The sequence below is a fragment of the Acidobacteriota bacterium genome (genome assembly GCA_021161905.1).
Taxonomy (GTDB): domain Bacteria; phylum Acidobacteriota; class B3-B38; order Guanabaribacteriales; family JAGGZT01; genus JAGGZT01.
On record JAGGZT010000060.1, the window covers coordinates 33,626 to 50,310 of the forward strand.

Consider the following 16,685-nt stretch of genomic DNA (forward strand, 5'->3'; position numbering starts at 1 on the left):
TATGGAATTCTCAAAACTTTCTCCCGGTGCTCAGATCGCGGTTATCAGCATTCTCCTGGTGGCTATGGTGCTTTCGGTACAGATGATGCTTTTCTCTAAGATGGAGAAGCAGATAAAGAGCAAGGAGGCGGAGCTTGAGGCTTTGAATAGGGAGATCCATCGAGGGAAGGTAACCGCGGCTAAACTCCAGGAGTTCAAGAGAGAAACGGAGAGGCTTGAGGCAAGGTTTAAGACTATGCTTCGCATCCTCCCCGAGCAGAAGGAGACGGAGGATCTGCTTCGTAAAGTCCAGAGTTTAGCCGTTGATTCCAATCTCCAGGTAATTCGGTTTGATCCCCAGCCTTTGGTGACCCGTGAATTTTATGCGGAGTATCCCATTGTTATGCAGCTGTCGGGTTCCTATTACAACCTGATCTCATTCTTTGAGAAGATAAGCAAGCTCCCCCGCATCATCAATATCGGCAACTTGGAGATAAGGGCAACGCCTCAAGGGGGGACGGTAAACACCAACTGTGTGGCAGTTACCTTTGTGTTTATTGGGTGAGCTTATCCAAGGGAGGTTAACTACGGTGGTAAGAAAAAGGATTATGATCACAGCCTTTTTAATGATTGGGTTTTTTATGCTGATAGCCACTGGTTTAAGCTCGCCCGCCTTTCAAGCTCAATCTGTGAAAAAGGAAAAGAAGCCGGCTCCTCCGCCTCAGACTTCTACGAAGGGGAAAGGGATAGAGAAAGTGAAGGAGGCGCTTGCTGCGAGGGAGAAGGAGCGGGAAAAGAGGCTCCGCTATAACATAGGATTAGCGCGGGACCCCTTCAGAAATCCGGTTGCTCCTACTGCGGGGAAGGGGAGGGGAAGACCTCCGGGCGAGAAAGGAATGCTTATTTCTGAGCTTCAGCTTGTTGGTATTGTGAAGAAGGGCAATGAATACATCGCCTTCTTCAATGGATCGGATAATGTGGGTTATTTCCTTCGGGTTAACGATCGGGTCTATGATGGATGGGTGAAGAAGATAGGCCCGGATTATGTTATCTTTGAGCAGGAAATAAACGACCCATACTCCCTTAAGAAGACCCGGGAGGTGGTTAAGAAACTTTATTCTGAGGGTGGAGGAAAGTAATGAGAAGGGGAAGATTATTGATATTCCTTTTAGCCCTCGCTCTGGTAGTAGCGGGCGGGGAAGGTTTGGCTCTTTGGAATGAGCAGAATGTGAAGATCACCTCGATTTCTGCCACCAAGGTTGCTTCTGGGACAGAGGTTACGATTATGGGGAATGCTCCCCTCCTTTATTCATATTATGTTCCTGCAGCTACTCCGGATCAACTTTTGGTCGACTTCCCCAACACCCTCCCTGCTGAGATCCCCCTTAAGATGGAGCCGAATACTCCTGAGGTGAAAAGAATAGAAGTGGAGAAGGTTTCTACTAAGGAGATGGAGCTTACCCGGGTGAAGATCCATTTTGCCCAGCCCTGTCAGTTTGAAGTTCGAGATGGGGGCAAGGAACTGAGGATATTTGTTCGACTTAAACCAGGTGAACCGGTAACGAAGAAGGAAGTAAAGCCTCAAGAAGTGGCTAAGCCGGTGATAAAGAAGAAGGAGAAAGAGGTTCCTTCTGCTCCCCCAACGTTGAAGAAGGAAGTAACAGGAGCTGGGCAAGCGAGGAATGTGAACAAGATCATCGCGAGGAAGGTGGATGATACGGTGGTGGTCTCCGTGCTTGGGGATGGCAGGTTTAAATTCAATAAATTTGAGCTTTCGAACCCACCGCGCTTGGTTTTGGATATAGAGGCGGTGAAAAAGTTAAGCAGGGATACAATTAAGGTAGATTCTCCTCTCCTATCCAGGGTAAGGAGTTCTCAATTCAAGTCTCAGCCCGTTCCCATAACCAGAGTGGTGCTCGATCTGGGGAAAGCGACGAGTTATGAGATAATTCCCGAAGCCAATGTTTTAAAGGTACTTTTGAGTCCTCTTCCTCCGGGGAAAAAGGTGGCTGTGCTGAGAAAAGAAGCAGAAAAGCCGGTAGTTCCTCCTCCCAAGAAGGAGAAAAAGACAGAAGTGGTTCCTCCCAAGAGGGTTGAGAAGGAGAAACTGGTTAAGAAGAAGGTAGTTCCTACAAAGATCGCGCCCCCCAAAGAGGAGAAGGTAGCTCTTCCTGCAGTAGCGAAGAAGCCGCTCGCGGAGAAAAAGGTAATCTCTCGTCCCACTGCTCCTTCCGTTTCGGAGAAGGTTGCCCCCAAGGAAGAGAAGAAGCCAAGTGAGCTCATCAGCCTCAAGTTCCGTGATGCTGATATAAGGGATGTGATCCGTCTTTTCGCTGATTTTACTGGGAAGAATTTCGTCATCGATCCTGGAGTATCGGGAAGGGTGACCGTGGTTTTGAACGATGTTCCTTGGGAGAAGGCGCTCGATATCATCTTACGGAATAATGATTTGGCTAAGGTCGAGGAGGAGGGAGTTTATTGGATCGCAACTGCTGCCAAAATAAAGGCGAGGGAAGATGCTCAGCGTGCTCTTGAGGAATCGAGGAAGTTAAGTGCCCCTCTGACCACCGCCACTCAGCGGATATCCTATGCCAAGGCGAGGGAGCTTGAGCCCATAGTACGGCAGAACCTTACCAAGCGTGGCACGGTAATCGTTGATGAGAGAACCAATACCCTCATCATCTCCGATATAGAGAGCAAGGTATCAGAGATCGTAAACCTGATAAAGAGCCTTGATGTCCCCACCAAGCAGGTTCTGATCTCAGCGAGGATAGTGGAATCTACTCAGGAGTTCATTCAGCGTTTGGGTGTTCAATGGGGGCTTAAGGCTGTGGGCGATGCCGCCCATGGGAATACTACTCAGTTTGTATTCCCTAATACCTATGTGGTTCAGGGTGCTACTGGGATTTCGAGCCAGATAAGCGATTATAAGGTTCCCTATGCGGTGAACCTGCCCATTACCCCCACTGCTGGTATTGGGATCAGCTTCGGCAATATCTTGAACAGTTTCAGGCTTGACGCTCAGCTTTTGGCAGCGGAACAGACCGGCGAGATAAGGGTTCTTTCTCGTCCTCGTGTAGCTACCCAGAGCAACAAGCAGGCGAAGATAGAAAGTGGTCAAGTTCTTCCTTACCAGACATATACCGAGATGATGGGTGCCATCACCCAGTTCCTGACCGCTACCCTTTCCCTCGCGGTGACCCCACAGATTACCGCTGAGAACACGGTGATGATGGACATAGAGATAAAGAACGACACGGTCGGTATCTCCTATCCTGGTGTCCATGGTTCACTCCTTCCCTCCAAGGCTACGCAATCCGCTACCTCAAGTATCTTGGTTGCCAATGGGGAGACAGCGGTTATTGGTGGTATTGCCACCCTGCGGACCGAGATTACCAGAGGAAGGGTCCCCTTGTTCCACCGGATCCCCATTTTAGGTTGGTTATTTAAGAGCAAGGACGAAAAACAGCAAAATAAAGAGCTGGTAATATTTATTACACCCTCGATTCTGAACCCTTAATGGGGAGCATTGCTCCCTTTTAGTGAGGATGGAGAGATGATGAAAAAAATTTGGTTGCTCCCAATGGTATTGCTTCCTCTTTTCTATCTCTGTTGGGGATGTACCGGTCAAAACAAGGAGGCATCTACTATAGCACCAGTGGTGTTGAGCGTTGATTCTATCACCCCTACCACCTCTCCTTTTGGAGATGTGGTAACAAATGGCGTGGCTTATGATGATACGGTTGAGGTGACCTTGTCCGATCACTTGAAGGATCCTGATGCTACCTCTGCCACCCATTTTGCCGATGTGATCGTTACCAGCTATCGGGTAAGCTTTACCCGGACCGATGGAGGAACTGCCGTTCCCAGTGGTTTTGAGCAGGCGATTACTTATCGGGTTCCCGCTAATGGGAGCACTACGATAACCGGCTTAGTGGTAGTGAAAGCCGATCAGAAACTGCAGGGTCCCCTTGGTTACTTGATATCTCTGGGGTATGATCCATCTACTGGCCTCCCCAGCATCTCCTGTAACATAACCATCGAGTTCACCGGAGTGACCGAGGCTGGTTATAAGGTTTATGCTAAAGGGAGCGTTCCTATAACCTTTGCCGACTACGCCGATTCCCAATAAGGAGGGAGAGATATGTTTCTTCGTAAGATGGCTAAAAACCTACTATGGGGGGTTGTTATATTCTCCCTGTTGTTTGTAGGGTGCAACAAGCTGAGCGAGCCTTCAAGCCCTACAGGACCGATAAACACAGGGATAAACGATCATTATTTCACCGGAGTTGGCGATCTTACTCTAACTGTGGAACCCACCAAAGGTACCGCTCCCTTGGATGTTATGGTAACGGTGACGATCACCACCGCTGCAAATGTACCACTGGCGGGTAATCAGGTTACTATCACCGCTACCTCCGGCATTTTCCCCAACTTCAGTAATACAATCACCCTCACCACTGACTCCGAAGGTAAGGTGGAGACCGTCCTTAACGATGTAACCCTTGACGGTACGATAGTGACCGCCTCTTGGAGCCATTATAAGAAGACGGCGTTGATCGATATCAACAACCGCCCGGTGGCGAACCTGGTGGTGACCCCGAACGCGATGAGCGAGGGGACCAGCGTCACTTTCCAGATGGATGCTTCAGCATCGCACGATCCAGAGGATGGGAACAATATTACTTATTCTTTCAACGCTGGTTGTACCAATGCTTCAGTAACGGTAGGGGCGATAACCCCGGGCGATAACAATACTCCTATCCAATTCGTAACCATCGGTGGGCAGACCGCGGCTGAGCGTCCCGTTGCCGGCGATGTGGTCGTTTTCAGTGTCACCATTACTGATACTGAGGGAGCGACGGATATAGCTGTGGTCTCGATAACGGTGAGCTGATCTCTGGTTATCTGTTCAGATATTGAAGGAAAGAGAGGGAGAATATCCCCTCTCTTTGTCTTTTGAGCAGGGGAAAGGAGTTGACTTTGGGGAGGGATAAATGGTATAAATATAAAAGAGGTGTTAATTTATGCCGGAAGATATGGGAGCTTTTTCAAAGAAGATCGAGGAGTTAAAGGAGAAGATAGCCCGTAACCCCTCTTCGAGGCTTTTCCTTCAGCTTGCTGAGGAGTATCGCCGTTCAGGGAATCCAGAGGAGGCGATCGCTGTTCTTGAAGAAGGGCTAAAGCACCATCCTAATTATACTGCTGCCAAGGTTTGTCTTGCTAAAGCGTTGATCGATCTCAATCGTCTATCCGAGGCAAAGGATATTTTGGAAGAGGTAGTTAGGGTTGTCCCGGAGAATTTGGTAGCGAACCGTGCCCTTGCAGATATTTACTATATTCAGGGAAATACAGAGGCAGCCTTATCTCGATATGAGCTCATCCAGATGTATAACCCTGCTGATAAGGAGATAACAGAGCGGATCGAAGAGATAAAGAAGTCTCTTCTCTCCGTCCCGGGCGAAATTCCTCAAGAACCAGAAGGGATGGAGGCGGAGGCTATCGAGGTGGGTGAGCCTCCACAGGAAGAGGCTATCAAGGAAGAGGTTGAGATAGCTCCTCCTCCGATGGAAGAAGCAGGTAAGAAGGAGGCTCCTCCGGTCGAAATGGAGATGCCACCTGAAGCGGGTGCCCCTCCCGAAGCACCTGTAGAGAAGGAATTGAAAACTCCACTAGCTGAGTCTGCTCCCCTGCCAGATACCGGTTTGAGCGAGCTTAAGGAGGTAAATGAAGCTCCCTCCACAGAGGAAATGGTTCCTGAGGTGGAATTGGATCTTACCAATATAGAAGGAGAACTGTCAGAACTGGAGACGAAATTAGAGATCAACGCACCTCCTTCGGAAAAGAAGAGCACTTCCCCACCTCCAGCGGAAGCGGAAGTGAAGGTAGAAGGCTCCGTTTCGCAGGAAGAAGAATTTCTCACCCCCACGATGGCTGAGCTTTACGAAAGACAAGGTATGTTTGATAAAGCTCTTGAGATATATACCAGGTTGCTTAATAAGTATCCCAACAGCGCCGAGCTTAGGGATAGGATAGCAAGAGTTAAAGCGAGGATGGAAGGGAAGATAGGGGAACGCACAATTGAGGAGAAGATTCCCCCTAAGCCACCAGTTACCTCTGTTGAAGAGAAAGCTAAGGCTGCCTCTCCTCCTAAGATGGAGGGGCTCCCAGCCGATGTGAGGAAAAAGGAGAAGATAGATACCTTGAACAAGTGGCTTGAGACCATTAAGAAGATGCGAGGATAGGTTGGAGTAGTCGCTGATGTTTCGAGAAGTATTAGAGCGGATTGTCGATTCTTTGAAGGAGACCTATGGTATTTTTGTAATGGACTCCGACGGGCTCTCGGTGGAGAAGGTGGTATTGGGGGATGAGGAGTATACCTTGGAGACGCTGGCGGTAGAATGTGCTAATTATATGAAGAATGCTCAGGTGATGCTCTCTAATCCTCAACTTGGTGGTGCAGATGAGCTCTTTTTAAGTGCCCAGCGGATACAAATTTTGGTAAAGACACTTTCTCCTGATTACTATTTAATATTATTTTTAAAACCGGGAGCCAGTGTGGGGCAAGCGAGGTACGAGCTTTCCAAAGCCAAGCTCGACTTAGCAAAGGAATTCTGAATATAGTCTTCAGATCGGTTGAAGGGGGGCTTTCCTTCCCTTATTTTTTTATCCTGTTGACAGGAAAGGGTGGTGTTTTTATAATAATCCCGATTTTCGCTTACTGGAAGGAGGGAGGAAGAGGTTGTATACCACCAGTGATTTCAGGAATGGGCTAAAGATAGAGCTTGATGGAACGCCTTATGAAATCGTGGAGTTCTTACATGTGAAACCCGGTAAGGGAGGGGCTTTTGTCCGTACCAAGTTAAAGAACTTAGAGACAGGGGCGGTTCTCGATCATACTTTCCGTGCTGGAGAGCGGGTGAAGAAGCCAGATCTTAAAGAGCGGACTGCTCAGTATCTTTACCGCGAGGGGGAGAACTATTTCTTTATGGATACCGAGACCTATGAGGAGTTGACCCTTAACGAAGACCATCTGGGAGAGGCGGCGAGCTTCCTCGTAGAAAACCTCGAGGTGATTATCCTTTATCACAATGATCGTCCTATAGGGGTAGAGTTGCCTATCTTTGTGGAGGTGAAGGTGGTAAAGACCGATCCTGGAATAAGGGGTGATACTGCCTCTGGTGGCACCAAACCTGCGGAGCTTGAATCTGGAGCAGTGGTTCAGGTCCCCTTGTTCATCGATGAGGGTGATATAATAAAGGTGGATACCCGTAGTGGAGAATATGTGGAACGGGTTTCAAAATAGGAGTGGAGAGGAAGTGAAGACTGAGGAGATTAAAGAGTTATTAAGGTTAATGGCAGAAGGTGATGTCCAGGAGTTTGAGTTGGAGTGGGAGGGGGTTAGGCTAAAGATCAAGAAGTACGATCGTTCTTTACCGCCCGTTATATCTAAAGAGGTGGTGGCGGTACCAGAGCCAGAGGTGCGAGAAGTTCCAGCCCAGCCGAGGGAGAAGGAGGCGAGGGAGGAAGAGGTTCATTCTGAAGACAATTTTTATATAGTTCGTTCTCCGATTGTAGGCACTTTTTACCGGGCGCCGAATCCAGAAGCGGATCCCTTTGTTGAAATTGGCGATCATGTGGAGGAAGGACAGGTTCTCTGTATTGTAGAGGCGATGAAGATTATGAATGAGATCGCAGCGGAGAAGGCGGGGGAGGTGGTCAAGATATTTGTAGAGAACGCTCAGCCGGTGGAGTACGGGCAGGAGCTCTTTGCTATCAAGCCGAGTAACCCCTCATAATCCTTCTGCCAGCTTCAACCCGATAATCCCCTGGGCTAACCAACGAGGGAGGTATGTTTAAAAAGATTCTCATCGCCAATAGAGGGGAGATCGCCCTTCGGATCATCTGGGCGTGCAAGGAGTTGGGGATAAAGACGGTTGCCGTTTATTCCGAAGCAGATCGGGATGCCCTCCATGTTAAATTTGCCGATGAAAGCATCTGCATCGGTCCCCCAAAGAGTGGGGATTCCTACCTTAATATCGCCAGCATAATCAGTGCCGCTGAGGTCACTGGCGCTGAGGCTATCCATCCGGGATATGGTTTTCTTGCTGAGAATCCTCAATTTGCCGAAGTATGCGATTCTTGCGGAATAACATTCATTGGTCCTTCCGCTGAGGTGATAAAGCTTATGGGCAATAAGTCGGAAGCGCGAAAGCTGATGAGCGATATCGGGGTTCCCGTTACTTCAGGGAGCAAGGATACGGTGAGCTCAGTGAAGGAGGCAGCAAAGATAGCTACCAAGATCGGATATCCCATAATGCTTAAGGCATCGGCGGGTGGTGGAGGGAGGGGGATGCGGATAGTCTATTCTGAGGATGAACTTCCGGAGCATTTTAAGATGGCTCAGGTGGAGGCGGAGGCGGCTTTCGGCGACCCCAGTCTTTATGTGGAGAAGTATGTGGAGCATCCACGACACATTGAGTTTCAGATAATAGGAGATCTAAAGGGGAATATCGTTCATCTCGGAGAGAGGGAATGCTCCATCCAACGACGGCATCAGAAGTTGGTCGAGGAGTCCCCGTCCCCTGCGCTTGATGAAAGGTTACGAGCGGAGATAGCAGAGGCTGCCATAACTGCGGCTAAGGCAGTCCAGTACTTCAGTGTAGGAACAGTTGAATTTCTTCTCGACAGCGAGAAGAATTTTTACTTTATGGAGATGAACACCAGGATCCAGGTGGAGCATCCAGTTACCGAGATGGTTACGGGGATAGACCTGGTAAAGGAACAGATAAGGATCGCCGCAGGGAAGAAGCTTAGCTTCTCCCAGAAGGATGTCCGCTTCATCGGCCATAGCATCGAGTGTCGGATAAATGCTGAGGACCCGAAGACAATGATCCCCTCGCCGGGCAGGATCACCGGTCTCTATCTCCCTACCGGTCCTGGGATAAGGGTGGATACCGCTGCCTATGCAGGGTATCAAGTCCCGCCCTATTATGATTCCCTTCTCGCTAAACTGATATCCTATGGCAGGGATAGGAAAGAGGCGATAAATCGAATGAAGCGGGCACTTGAGGCGACGATCGTGGAGGGTTTGAAGACCAATGTCCGCCTTCACCAGGCGATAATCAGCCATCCCGATTTCGTTGCCGGTAATCTCGATACCGGCTTTTTAAATAAGGTAAAGCTCTAATCGATATCTTAGAGAAGGGAGTTTATTATGGAGAAGAAGGAGACTTTTTCTTCACGGTGGGGTCTTATCTTAGCTTCCTTGGGGATGGCGATAGGCTGTGGCAATATCTGGCGGTTTCCCCGAATAGCGGCGAGCAATGGTGGGGCGGCGTTTCTCATCCCTTGGATAATATTCCTTGTTCTCTGGTCCATCCCCCTCCTTATCATCGAGTATTCCTTGGGGAGAGGGACCCGGATGGGGGTGATAGGTTCCTTTGGCAAGATTATGGGACCCAAGTACTCCTTTATGGGGGGATTTATCGCCTTCTGCAGTATGGCTATTATGTTTTATTATTCCGTAGTTACCGGATGGTGCATCAAGTATTTTCTTCGAGGGGTGATGGGAACTCCTCTTTTAAAGGCTCGTGATTACTGGGGGAGCTTTACTTCCTCCTACCAGCCGATACTTTTTCATCTATTGGCTGTGCTTCTCGGCTCCTTTATCATCTATCGAGGAATAGAAGCGGGGATAGAAAAGGCGAGCAAATTCCTTATCCCCTCCCTCTTTTTACTTTTGGTGATAGCAGCTGTTCGAGCGATAACCCTTCCCGGTGCAGTAAAGGGGCTTAACTTCCTCTTCAACCCAGAATGGCATTATCTCCGCGATTATCGGGTGTGGCTTCAGGGGCTTACCCAATCAGCCTGGTCCACCGGTGCCGGTTGGGGGCTTATCCTCACCTATGCCGTCTATATGAAGAAGCGTGAGGATACGGTCTTGAACTCTTTCATCGTTGGCTTCGGCAATGACGCCGCTTCCCTTCTCGCTGGTCTTGCCATAATTCCCACCATATTTGCCCTTTTGCCACCCGCCGAAGCGGAGTCGGTGATTAAAGGAAGTGATAATATTGGTCTCACTTTCATTTCGATCCCCACTTTGTTTAGTAAAATGCCAGCCGGTTCTTTTTTCATGTCTTTGTTCTTCCTCTCCCTTACTTTTGCTGCTTTGAGTTCCCTTATATCTATGCTTGAGCTTACCTGTCGTATCTTTATGGACGCGGGGCTTACAAGGAAAAAGGCTGTCTTCTTCGTTGGAGTTATGACCTTCCTTCTCGGGCTTCCCTCTGCTTTCAGTTTAACCTTTTTTGAGAATCAGGATTGGGTTTGGGGACTCGGATTGATGGTCTCCGGCTTTTTCTTTGCCATCGCCATCACTCGTTATGGGGTTTCCCGATTTCGAGAGGAATGGGTTAATGCCGAGGGATGCGACCTTAAGGTGGGGCGTTGGTTCGATATCCTTGTCAAATACTTTATTCCGGTGGAGTTTGTCCTGATGCTCTCCTGGTGGTTTTATCAAGCGGTTCGTTGGGATCCAAAGGGATGGTGGGATATAACGAAGCCTACCTCACTCGGCACCTGCCTTTTTCAGTGGTTGTTGGTGATATTTCTCTTCATTATTGCAAATCGGTGGGTTGTTAAAAAGACATTTAGAGGGGAGGCGACGAAATGAAAGCGGGAACGATAATAATGATGATAATCTTCCTCGGGGGTGTTTGGGGAATATTTATTTATCTACTTGGGTTGGCAGTAAAAAAAGAGAGGGAAAAATCCATCTATAAGGAGGAGTAAAGGTGGCAAGAGGAGGAAGAGAACATTGGGGGAGTAGAGTTGGCTTTATCCTTGCCGCTGCCGGTTCAGCGGTGGGCTTGGGCAATATCTGGCGGTTCCCTTACTATACCGGGGTGAACGGAGGAGCAGTTTTTGTGATGGTTTATATCCTTTGTGTAATCCTTTTGGGTTTTCCCCTTATGTTTGCCGAACTATCCTTAGGCAGGCGAACCCAGAAGAACGCAGTTGGTGCCTTTCTCTCTGTTAAACCTCACAGTCCTTGGTTCCTTGCTGGTTCTCTGGGAGTATTGGCGGGTTTCCTCATCCTTTCCTATTACAGTGTGGTTGCGGGTTGGACTATAGGTTACTTTATTGAGTCTCTACTCGGGGTGTTCCGTTCCTTTCATAACGCAACTGAAGTAGCCAATTATTTCAAGGCGTTTTCCGCTAATCCCGTTAAGGCAGTAGGCTATCATGCTCTTTTTATGGTACTTTGTATGCTGATCGTCATCCGAGGGGTGAAGGCGGGTATAGAGCGGTGGAGTAAGATATTGATGCCCACCCTATTTGGCATTCTCGTTTTATCCATTATTCGCGCTCTCACCCTGCCTGGGTCCTTTTCTGGGGTTAAGTTCTTCATCTTTCCCGACTTTTCCCATTTTTCTCTCGATACTGTCTTTTTGGCAATGGGTCAAGCCTTTTATTCCCTCTCTCTCGGGATGGGATGTATGATCACCTATGGAAGTTATCTCTCCCGTAAGAGCAATATCCCGAGCAATGGAATCTGGATAGCGGGATTGGATACGATGGTTGCTTTTCTTGCTGGTTTTGCTATCTTCCCCGCTGTGTTTGCCTTTGGACTTAAGCCAGAAGGAGGTCCTGGTCTTGTCTTTCAAACCCTACCTAATATATTCCGGGTTATGCCGGGTGGGGTGGTATTTGCTCCCCTCTTCTTCCTCCTTCTCCTGATAGCTGCTCTTACCTCAGGGATCTCTCTCCTCGAGGTGGTTACCGCTTACTTTGTGGATGAGAAAGGTTGGTCTCGGAAGAAGACCGTTCTTATAACGGGAACGATCATCTTCTTTATGGGAATTCCTTCCGCTCTTTCCTACGGTAAGCTGGCAAAACCAATAGTTTTTGGAAAAACCCCATTTGATTTCGTGGATAAATTGACCGCCAACTACCTTCTTCCCTTAGGTTCCATTCTTATCGCTGTGTTTGTAGGATATATCTGGGGAAGGGATAAGGCGTCTCGAGAGATAATGGATGGGGCACCTGGTTTCAAACTTGCACCATTGTGGCTCTTCCTCCTTCGGTATTTTTGCCCTGTGGTAGTGGCGCAGATACTCATCTTCGGTTTTCTCTCGGAGTTCACCTCACCCGCAGTTCAGGCTTTCACCAAGATCCTCCAACGGTATTTCATAATCGCTGATATTGCCCTTCTTGGAGTAGTAGCTGTATGGACGGCTCACTTCTTCTTGAGAAAGGGGAGGAAGTTCTCGCTGTAGTTTTTCTAACCTTGAGCTGAAAAAATCCCTAGCCCAAATAAGGTATAGAGGAGGACCGCGAGTCCAAGAAAGGCAAACCCTATCCTTTTCCTCTCTTCCTTCCAGAGATGAAGGCAGAGGAGAAAAAGGAACCAGCCTATAACTGGCCACCATTCAGAGGGGGTATTTAACCAGTAGTTGCCAAAGGCTTCATTCCTCCAGATACCAGCGAATATTAGAGATAGAGTGTAAAGAAGAAAGCCGCTTTCGATCATATTGAGGGAGACTTCACTTAAAAGGTTTTCCTCAGGTAGATTTTCCGAGATTGAATGATAGGAGAAACTCAGAAACACGAAGAAGATACTTAAGAAAACAGAACTAACGATAGAGGAGAATTCAAAGGGATTAGAGGCAAAATATACCTCAGGTATTTGTGGTATTTGATAGATGAGTAGAGCCAATCCGATGACTTGAAAGGGGAGGGCGATCCGAGCAAAAAAGAGGGCTTTTTTCTCCAATTTCTGTTCCTTCTGGAAGAAATATATGAGATACAACACAAAAGAGATGGAGATCAGGCATAGGGAGATTAGAAAGACCTTTCCTACAAAAGGGATATGGATCTTTAAGGGGAGAAGATCACTCAGTTCCTCACGGCTATATCCTTCCCTCAAGAACAGATTAAAGACATTTCTTGCTGAGGTGAATCTTTTCTCATCTCCTATTTGATGGAGGATCATTCTATTGAGGTGGTAAGATCCCCGAAGTATGGAGCCACTATCGAGTAGGAAATAGGTTAGCGCTACACCACCAGTGAGCCAAAGTCCTATAGAGGAGAGGGGAGTCCTTGTCTTTAAGAGATAGAGTAAAAGTAAGCCGAGTCCTATGGAGAAAAAACCATACCCGATTACTCCACATATAGAGTGGAGAAAGAACCAATGGCTATTAAGAGTAGGAGGGATATGAGAGATTGTCTTTTCTGGTAGGATGAGAGCTAATCCAAGGAAGAAGAGGGCTATTGGGAGAAGGATTACCCCCCCCACCCTTAATTCATAATGGCGTTCGAGAACGAAGTGGATGATGATAATAGTGAGGGAAAGGAGGAGAGAAGCTTCAAAGGTGCTCGAAAAAATAATCCTCCTGGCGAACAATAAGCGAAGGAAAATGCCCGAAGCAAGGGAAATGGTTCCAACCAGACCAGCTGTTGTGGCTCCCTCCCACCACTCGTTCTTCTTTCTTAAGAGAAAAATCAAATAGAGAAAGAAGGAGAAGGATAGAATAGAGAAAGAAAGAAGAAAAAGCACCATCTGAATATGAAAACCCATTTTCTTGTCCCGTTTCTCCTACAATCTTACTCTAAGGCTTTCCATCAACTGTTCCATCCTCTTCTCAAAGAAGAAGTAATTCCTGTGAAAACCTCCACCGATAAAAAGTAATGTCTGTTTGCCTTTTTTAAAGATTAAAGCCACTACCGAAGCAGGAGGAAAGAGAAGAATGAGGAAGAGCCCAAAGCTTATTACTCCTCCACCAAGAGCTACTATTTTTACTCCTGGGTCTTTGACCAGCTCGAACCCAACTCGAGCCAACTCCTTTTTATTTACCCTTAGGGAGAAGGTTACGGGTAGTCCCGGAAGACGATTCAGTTCAGGATGTTTGGCTAAGACCCATAATTTGGTTATTTCCCCTGTTTTTGGGATTATCTCTATTTCAAGGGCGGGGTTCCTTAACTCCTGCGAGCGGGAGAAGGGAGTGGTACCGCTCATCACGAAGTCAGGGATGAAACGAAGAGGGACAACTTTCAAACCTTCTTCAGGATATTCCAGTTCTTCGCCGAACTTTGTTATATGGTAGGTTCTCCTGTTTTCACCCTCTAATCCACTTATATCGAGAGTATATCCCTTTATTTTTGTCTCCGCTTTCTCTGTAAATTCATCAATTATAAGGTTAAATCCACGAAAAGAAAGGGGGTGGTTTGTCCTTACCGTCTTTTCCTTTGTCTTTTCTCCATTTATAGTAATAAATGCTCTCGCTTCCCATTCCTTGATCATACCGTTCTGATAGTAGGAGGCTTTAGCCCAGTCTAATCCCACTGAGAAGGGAAGGGAAATATCCTTGCCATCGCTGCTCACCATTTTGGAAGTTGTTTCTCCCTCCACCAGACTTATTCTGCCCCTTAAGGCGTAGCGTGAGCTTATAAAGACTCCGCTAAGAAGCAGGATGAACCCTAAATGGGAGATGAGAAAACCGAACCTTCCCAGCCTACCTCTCACCCCAAAAAGGAGAACTCGTTTCTCCTCCCTTCTTTTTATCTTGAACCCTAATTCCTTAAAGTCGGTTGTTATTTTTTCTTCCATTTTTTCTATCGGAGGACCATTGGGTAATGAGAGGAGACGGCTGAAGGGATAATTCTGGAAGTTCTCCGGATCTGGGATCCTCTCAGGAGGTTTTATCTCTCTCAATACCTTGGGAAGGTTCACTATGGTTGAGGCGATGATGTTAATGAGAAGAAGGAAAAAGAGACCTTTAAACCAAAGCGAGTGGTAAATCCGGAAGAGCTCTATCCTTATAAAGATTGCGTAGAGAAAGGAGGGATATTCCCTCTTTATCGATTCCAAGGAGACGAAATCCTCTTGAGGAATTATCGTTCCCAAAATGGCAGAGATAACGATGAATACAACGATAAAAATGGTAAGCTTCCTTGAGGCAAACACCCCAAGGAATGAAGATTTGCCTTTCTTCATTATATTAGTATGCCTTGGCGAAGTAGACCTTTTTTCTCGCTTGCTTGCCGCAGCGAATGCACTTGCCATCCTCTTCAGGGGCAGAAAGCGGGATACAGCGAATAGTGGCGGTAGTTTCCTCCTTTACCTTTTCCTCACAGACGGAATCACCACACCAGAATGCGCGGATGAAGCCACCTTTGTTCTTTATTACCTCCTTGAATTCATCGTAGGTCTCTACTTGGTGAGTATTCTCTTCGCGGAACTTAAGAGCACGGGCGAAAAGATCCTTCTGTATTTCTTTGAGGATGATTCCCACCTTCTCTATCATCTCATTTTGGGGAATGAATATCTTTTCTCGATTATCCCTTCGAACCAGAACCACTTGGTTCTTTTCTATATCCTTTGGTCCCACCTCAAGTCTCATCGGCACGCCCTTAAGTTCCCATTCGCTGAATTTCCACCCCGGGCTATAGGTGGTGCGGAGATCAGCCTTTACCCGGAAGCCCGCCTCCTTTAAGGTTTTCTCCAATTCTTCTGCCTTGGAGAGGACCCTCTCTTCCCAGCCAGAGGCAGGGATGGGCACTATCACCAAGTGGATTGGGGCTACCATTGGAGGGATTATCAAGCCAGAGTCATCTCCATGGGTCATTACCAAGGCGCCGATGAGCCGACTGGACACACCCCAAGAGGTCTGCCAAGCGTATTTCAATTTTTGGTCTTTATCTTCGAACCTTATGCCAAATGCCTTGGCGAAGTGTTGTCCTAAGTTGTGGGTAGTGCCCGCTTGGAGCGCCTTTCCGTCAGCCATAAGTGCTTCGATGGTATAGGTCTGGACTGCACCAGCAAACCGCTCTCCTTCCGTCTTCACTCCGGGGATGACCGGGATAGCGAGGTAGTCCTCAGCCAGACGACGGTATATCTCGAGAATCTTTAACGCTTCCTCCTCCGCTTCCTTTTCCGTGGCGTGTACCGTATGCCCTTCCTGCCAGAGGAACTCGGTGGTTCGGAGGAAGAGCCGGGTTACCTTTTCCCAGCGGACGACATTCGCCCACTGGTTTATAAGGAGGGGTAGATCGCGCCACGATTTGACCCATTTGGCGTACATACTGCAGATTATCGCCTCTGAGGTGGGACGAACAGCCAATCGTTCCTCGAGCTCCTCGTCCCCGCCCGCTGTTACCCAGGCTACCTGAGGGGCGAAACCAGCCACATGCTCCGCCTCTTTTTTGAGGAAACTCTCAGGGATGAATAGGGGAAAATAGGCGTTCATATGGCCCGTTTCCTTGAGTTTCTTATCCAGAACATCCCTGATGTTTTCCCAGAGGGCAAAACCGTAAGGCTGGATTACCATACATCCCTTTATCGGAGAATAATCAGCGAGCTCTGCTTTTCTCACCACATCCACATACCACCGAGAAAAATCCTCAGATTTGGGAGTGATTTCAGTTACAAACCTTTCCTTTTCCGTAGCCATTGAATACCCCTCCATTTATGCGAAATAAATCCCTCTAAGCGGGCACTTACTTTCTTTATCATATTGGATGATGAGATGTCAACACGAAGGATGAGTTGACAGGCGATGAAGCTTAAGCTATTGTAGTTTTGTATTGGACAGTGATCGTGGTCGATCAATGAAGAGAAAAAAAAGATATCCTGAAAGTATTGTTTTTGCACTGGTGTTTTTCATCAGCACTTTCTGCTTAGGAAACGATATCGAGAAGCTCCT

15 protein-coding genes are annotated in these 16,685 nt (G+C 47.7%); 12 read left to right on the top strand and 3 right to left on the bottom strand.

Translation table 11 applies throughout. The features are described 5' to 3' along the window. Position 1 precedes the first annotated feature (1 nt). From pilO to J7L64_08350, 12 genes are all read left to right on the top strand, one after another. The gene (pilO, locus tag J7L64_08295) at positions 2–544 is read left to right on the top strand and encodes a type 4a pilus biogenesis protein PilO (GenBank protein MCD6452342.1); all 543 of its coding nucleotides are present in this window, start codon (positions 2–4) and stop codon (positions 542–544) included. Positions 545–569: 25 nt separating this feature from the next. Next, on the top strand, positions 570–1,118 hold the full coding sequence (locus J7L64_08300; protein MCD6452343.1) for a hypothetical protein: 549 nt from the start codon (positions 570–572) through the stop codon (positions 1,116–1,118). Further along, the gene (gene pilQ, locus J7L64_08305) at positions 1,118–3,499 is read left to right on the top strand and encodes a type IV pilus secretin PilQ (GenBank protein ID MCD6452344.1); all 2,382 of its coding nucleotides are present in this window, start codon (positions 1,118–1,120) and stop codon (positions 3,497–3,499) included. The genes J7L64_08300 and pilQ overlap by 1 nt, the downstream gene beginning before the upstream one ends. A 36-nt stretch (positions 3,500–3,535) precedes the next feature. Then, complete coding sequence (locus tag J7L64_08310) at positions 3,536–4,111, top strand: hypothetical protein (protein MCD6452345.1); 576 nt, start codon at positions 3,536–3,538, stop codon at positions 4,109–4,111. Between the two features lie 12 nt (positions 4,112–4,123). Continuing rightward, positions 4,124–4,876, top strand: a complete 753-nt coding sequence (locus J7L64_08315; GenBank protein MCD6452346.1) for a hypothetical protein — start codon at positions 4,124–4,126, stop codon at positions 4,874–4,876. A gap of 130 nt (positions 4,877–5,006) precedes the next feature. Next, complete coding sequence (locus J7L64_08320; protein MCD6452347.1) at positions 5,007–6,224, top strand: tetratricopeptide repeat protein; 1,218 nt, start codon at positions 5,007–5,009, stop codon at positions 6,222–6,224. A gap of 16 nt (positions 6,225–6,240) precedes the next feature. Then, positions 6,241–6,597, top strand: coding sequence for a hypothetical protein (locus J7L64_08325; GenBank protein ID MCD6452348.1), 357 nt, complete (start codon positions 6,241–6,243; stop codon positions 6,595–6,597). Positions 6,598–6,721: 124 nt separating this feature from the next. Next, positions 6,722–7,285, top strand: coding sequence for an elongation factor P (gene efp / locus J7L64_08330; protein MCD6452349.1), 564 nt, complete (start codon positions 6,722–6,724; stop codon positions 7,283–7,285). Then, complete coding sequence (gene accB, locus J7L64_08335; GenBank protein ID MCD6452350.1) at positions 7,263–7,778, top strand: acetyl-CoA carboxylase biotin carboxyl carrier protein; 516 nt, start codon at positions 7,263–7,265, stop codon at positions 7,776–7,778. Before efp ends, accB begins: the two co-directional genes overlap by 23 nt. A 53-nt stretch (positions 7,779–7,831) precedes the next feature. Continuing rightward, positions 7,832–9,169 (top strand): acetyl-CoA carboxylase biotin carboxylase subunit, encoded by a 1,338-nt coding sequence (accC, locus tag J7L64_08340; GenBank protein ID MCD6452351.1) that lies wholly within the window; start codon positions 7,832–7,834, stop codon positions 9,167–9,169. Positions 9,170–9,196: 27 nt separating this feature from the next. Beyond that, positions 9,197–10,654: a sodium-dependent transporter gene (locus J7L64_08345; GenBank protein MCD6452352.1), complete on the top strand. Its 1,458-nt coding sequence runs from the start codon at positions 9,197–9,199 to the stop codon at positions 10,652–10,654. 121 nt (positions 10,655–10,775) lie between these two features. Continuing rightward, the gene (locus J7L64_08350) at positions 10,776–12,260 is read left to right on the top strand and encodes a sodium-dependent transporter (GenBank protein MCD6452353.1); all 1,485 of its coding nucleotides are present in this window, start codon (positions 10,776–10,778) and stop codon (positions 12,258–12,260) included. A 5-nt stretch (positions 12,261–12,265) separates the two neighbouring features. On the opposite strand, the gene ccsA is transcribed toward J7L64_08350, so the two are convergent. From ccsA to J7L64_08365, 3 genes are read right to left on the bottom strand one after another with little or no spacing between them, the layout of a single operon-like run. Beyond that, positions 12,266–13,561, bottom strand: a complete 1,296-nt coding sequence (gene ccsA, locus J7L64_08355; GenBank protein MCD6452354.1) for a cytochrome c biogenesis protein CcsA — start codon at positions 13,559–13,561, stop codon at positions 12,266–12,268. 18 nt (positions 13,562–13,579) lie between these two features. Continuing rightward, positions 13,580–15,046: a cytochrome c biogenesis protein ResB gene (locus J7L64_08360; GenBank protein MCD6452355.1), complete on the bottom strand. Its 1,467-nt coding sequence runs from the start codon at positions 15,044–15,046 to the stop codon at positions 13,580–13,582. After that, on the bottom strand, positions 14,982–16,433 hold the full coding sequence (locus J7L64_08365) for a proline--tRNA ligase (GenBank protein MCD6452356.1): 1,452 nt from the start codon (positions 16,431–16,433) through the stop codon (positions 14,982–14,984). The genes J7L64_08360 and J7L64_08365 overlap by 65 nt, the downstream gene beginning before the upstream one ends. Positions 16,434–16,685 lie beyond the last annotated feature (252 nt).

Excerpts from the sequence above, each read along its gene's own strand:
- pilO (MCD6452342.1), top strand. The coding sequence starts at position 2 with ATGGAATTCTCAAAACTTTCTCCCGGTGCTCAGATCGCGGTTATCAGC.
- pilQ (MCD6452344.1), top strand. The coding sequence starts at position 1,118 with ATGAGAAGGGGAAGATTATTGATATTCCTTTTAGCCCTCGCTCTGGTA.
- J7L64_08310 (MCD6452345.1), top strand. The coding sequence starts at position 3,536 with ATGATGAAAAAAATTTGGTTGCTCCCAATGGTATTGCTTCCTCTTTTC.
- J7L64_08315 (MCD6452346.1), top strand. The coding sequence starts at position 4,124 with ATGTTTCTTCGTAAGATGGCTAAAAACCTACTATGGGGGGTTGTTATA.
- J7L64_08320 (MCD6452347.1), top strand. The coding sequence starts at position 5,007 with ATGCCGGAAGATATGGGAGCTTTTTCAAAGAAGATCGAGGAGTTAAAG.
- J7L64_08325 (MCD6452348.1), top strand. The coding sequence starts at position 6,241 with ATGTTTCGAGAAGTATTAGAGCGGATTGTCGATTCTTTGAAGGAGACC.
- accB (MCD6452350.1), top strand. The coding sequence starts at position 7,263 with ATGTGGAACGGGTTTCAAAATAGGAGTGGAGAGGAAGTGAAGACTGAG.
- accC (MCD6452351.1), top strand. The coding sequence starts at position 7,832 with ATGTTTAAAAAGATTCTCATCGCCAATAGAGGGGAGATCGCCCTTCGG.
- J7L64_08345 (MCD6452352.1), top strand. The coding sequence starts at position 9,197 with ATGGAGAAGAAGGAGACTTTTTCTTCACGGTGGGGTCTTATCTTAGCT.
- ccsA (MCD6452354.1), bottom strand. The coding sequence starts at position 13,561 with ATGGGTTTTCATATTCAGATGGTGCTTTTTCTTCTTTCTTTCTCTATT.
- J7L64_08360 (MCD6452355.1), bottom strand. The coding sequence starts at position 15,046 with ATGGCAAGTGCATTCGCTGCGGCAAGCAAGCGAGAAAAAAGGTCTACT.
- J7L64_08365 (MCD6452356.1), bottom strand. The coding sequence starts at position 16,433 with ATGGCTACGGAAAAGGAAAGGTTTGTAACTGAAATCACTCCCAAATCT.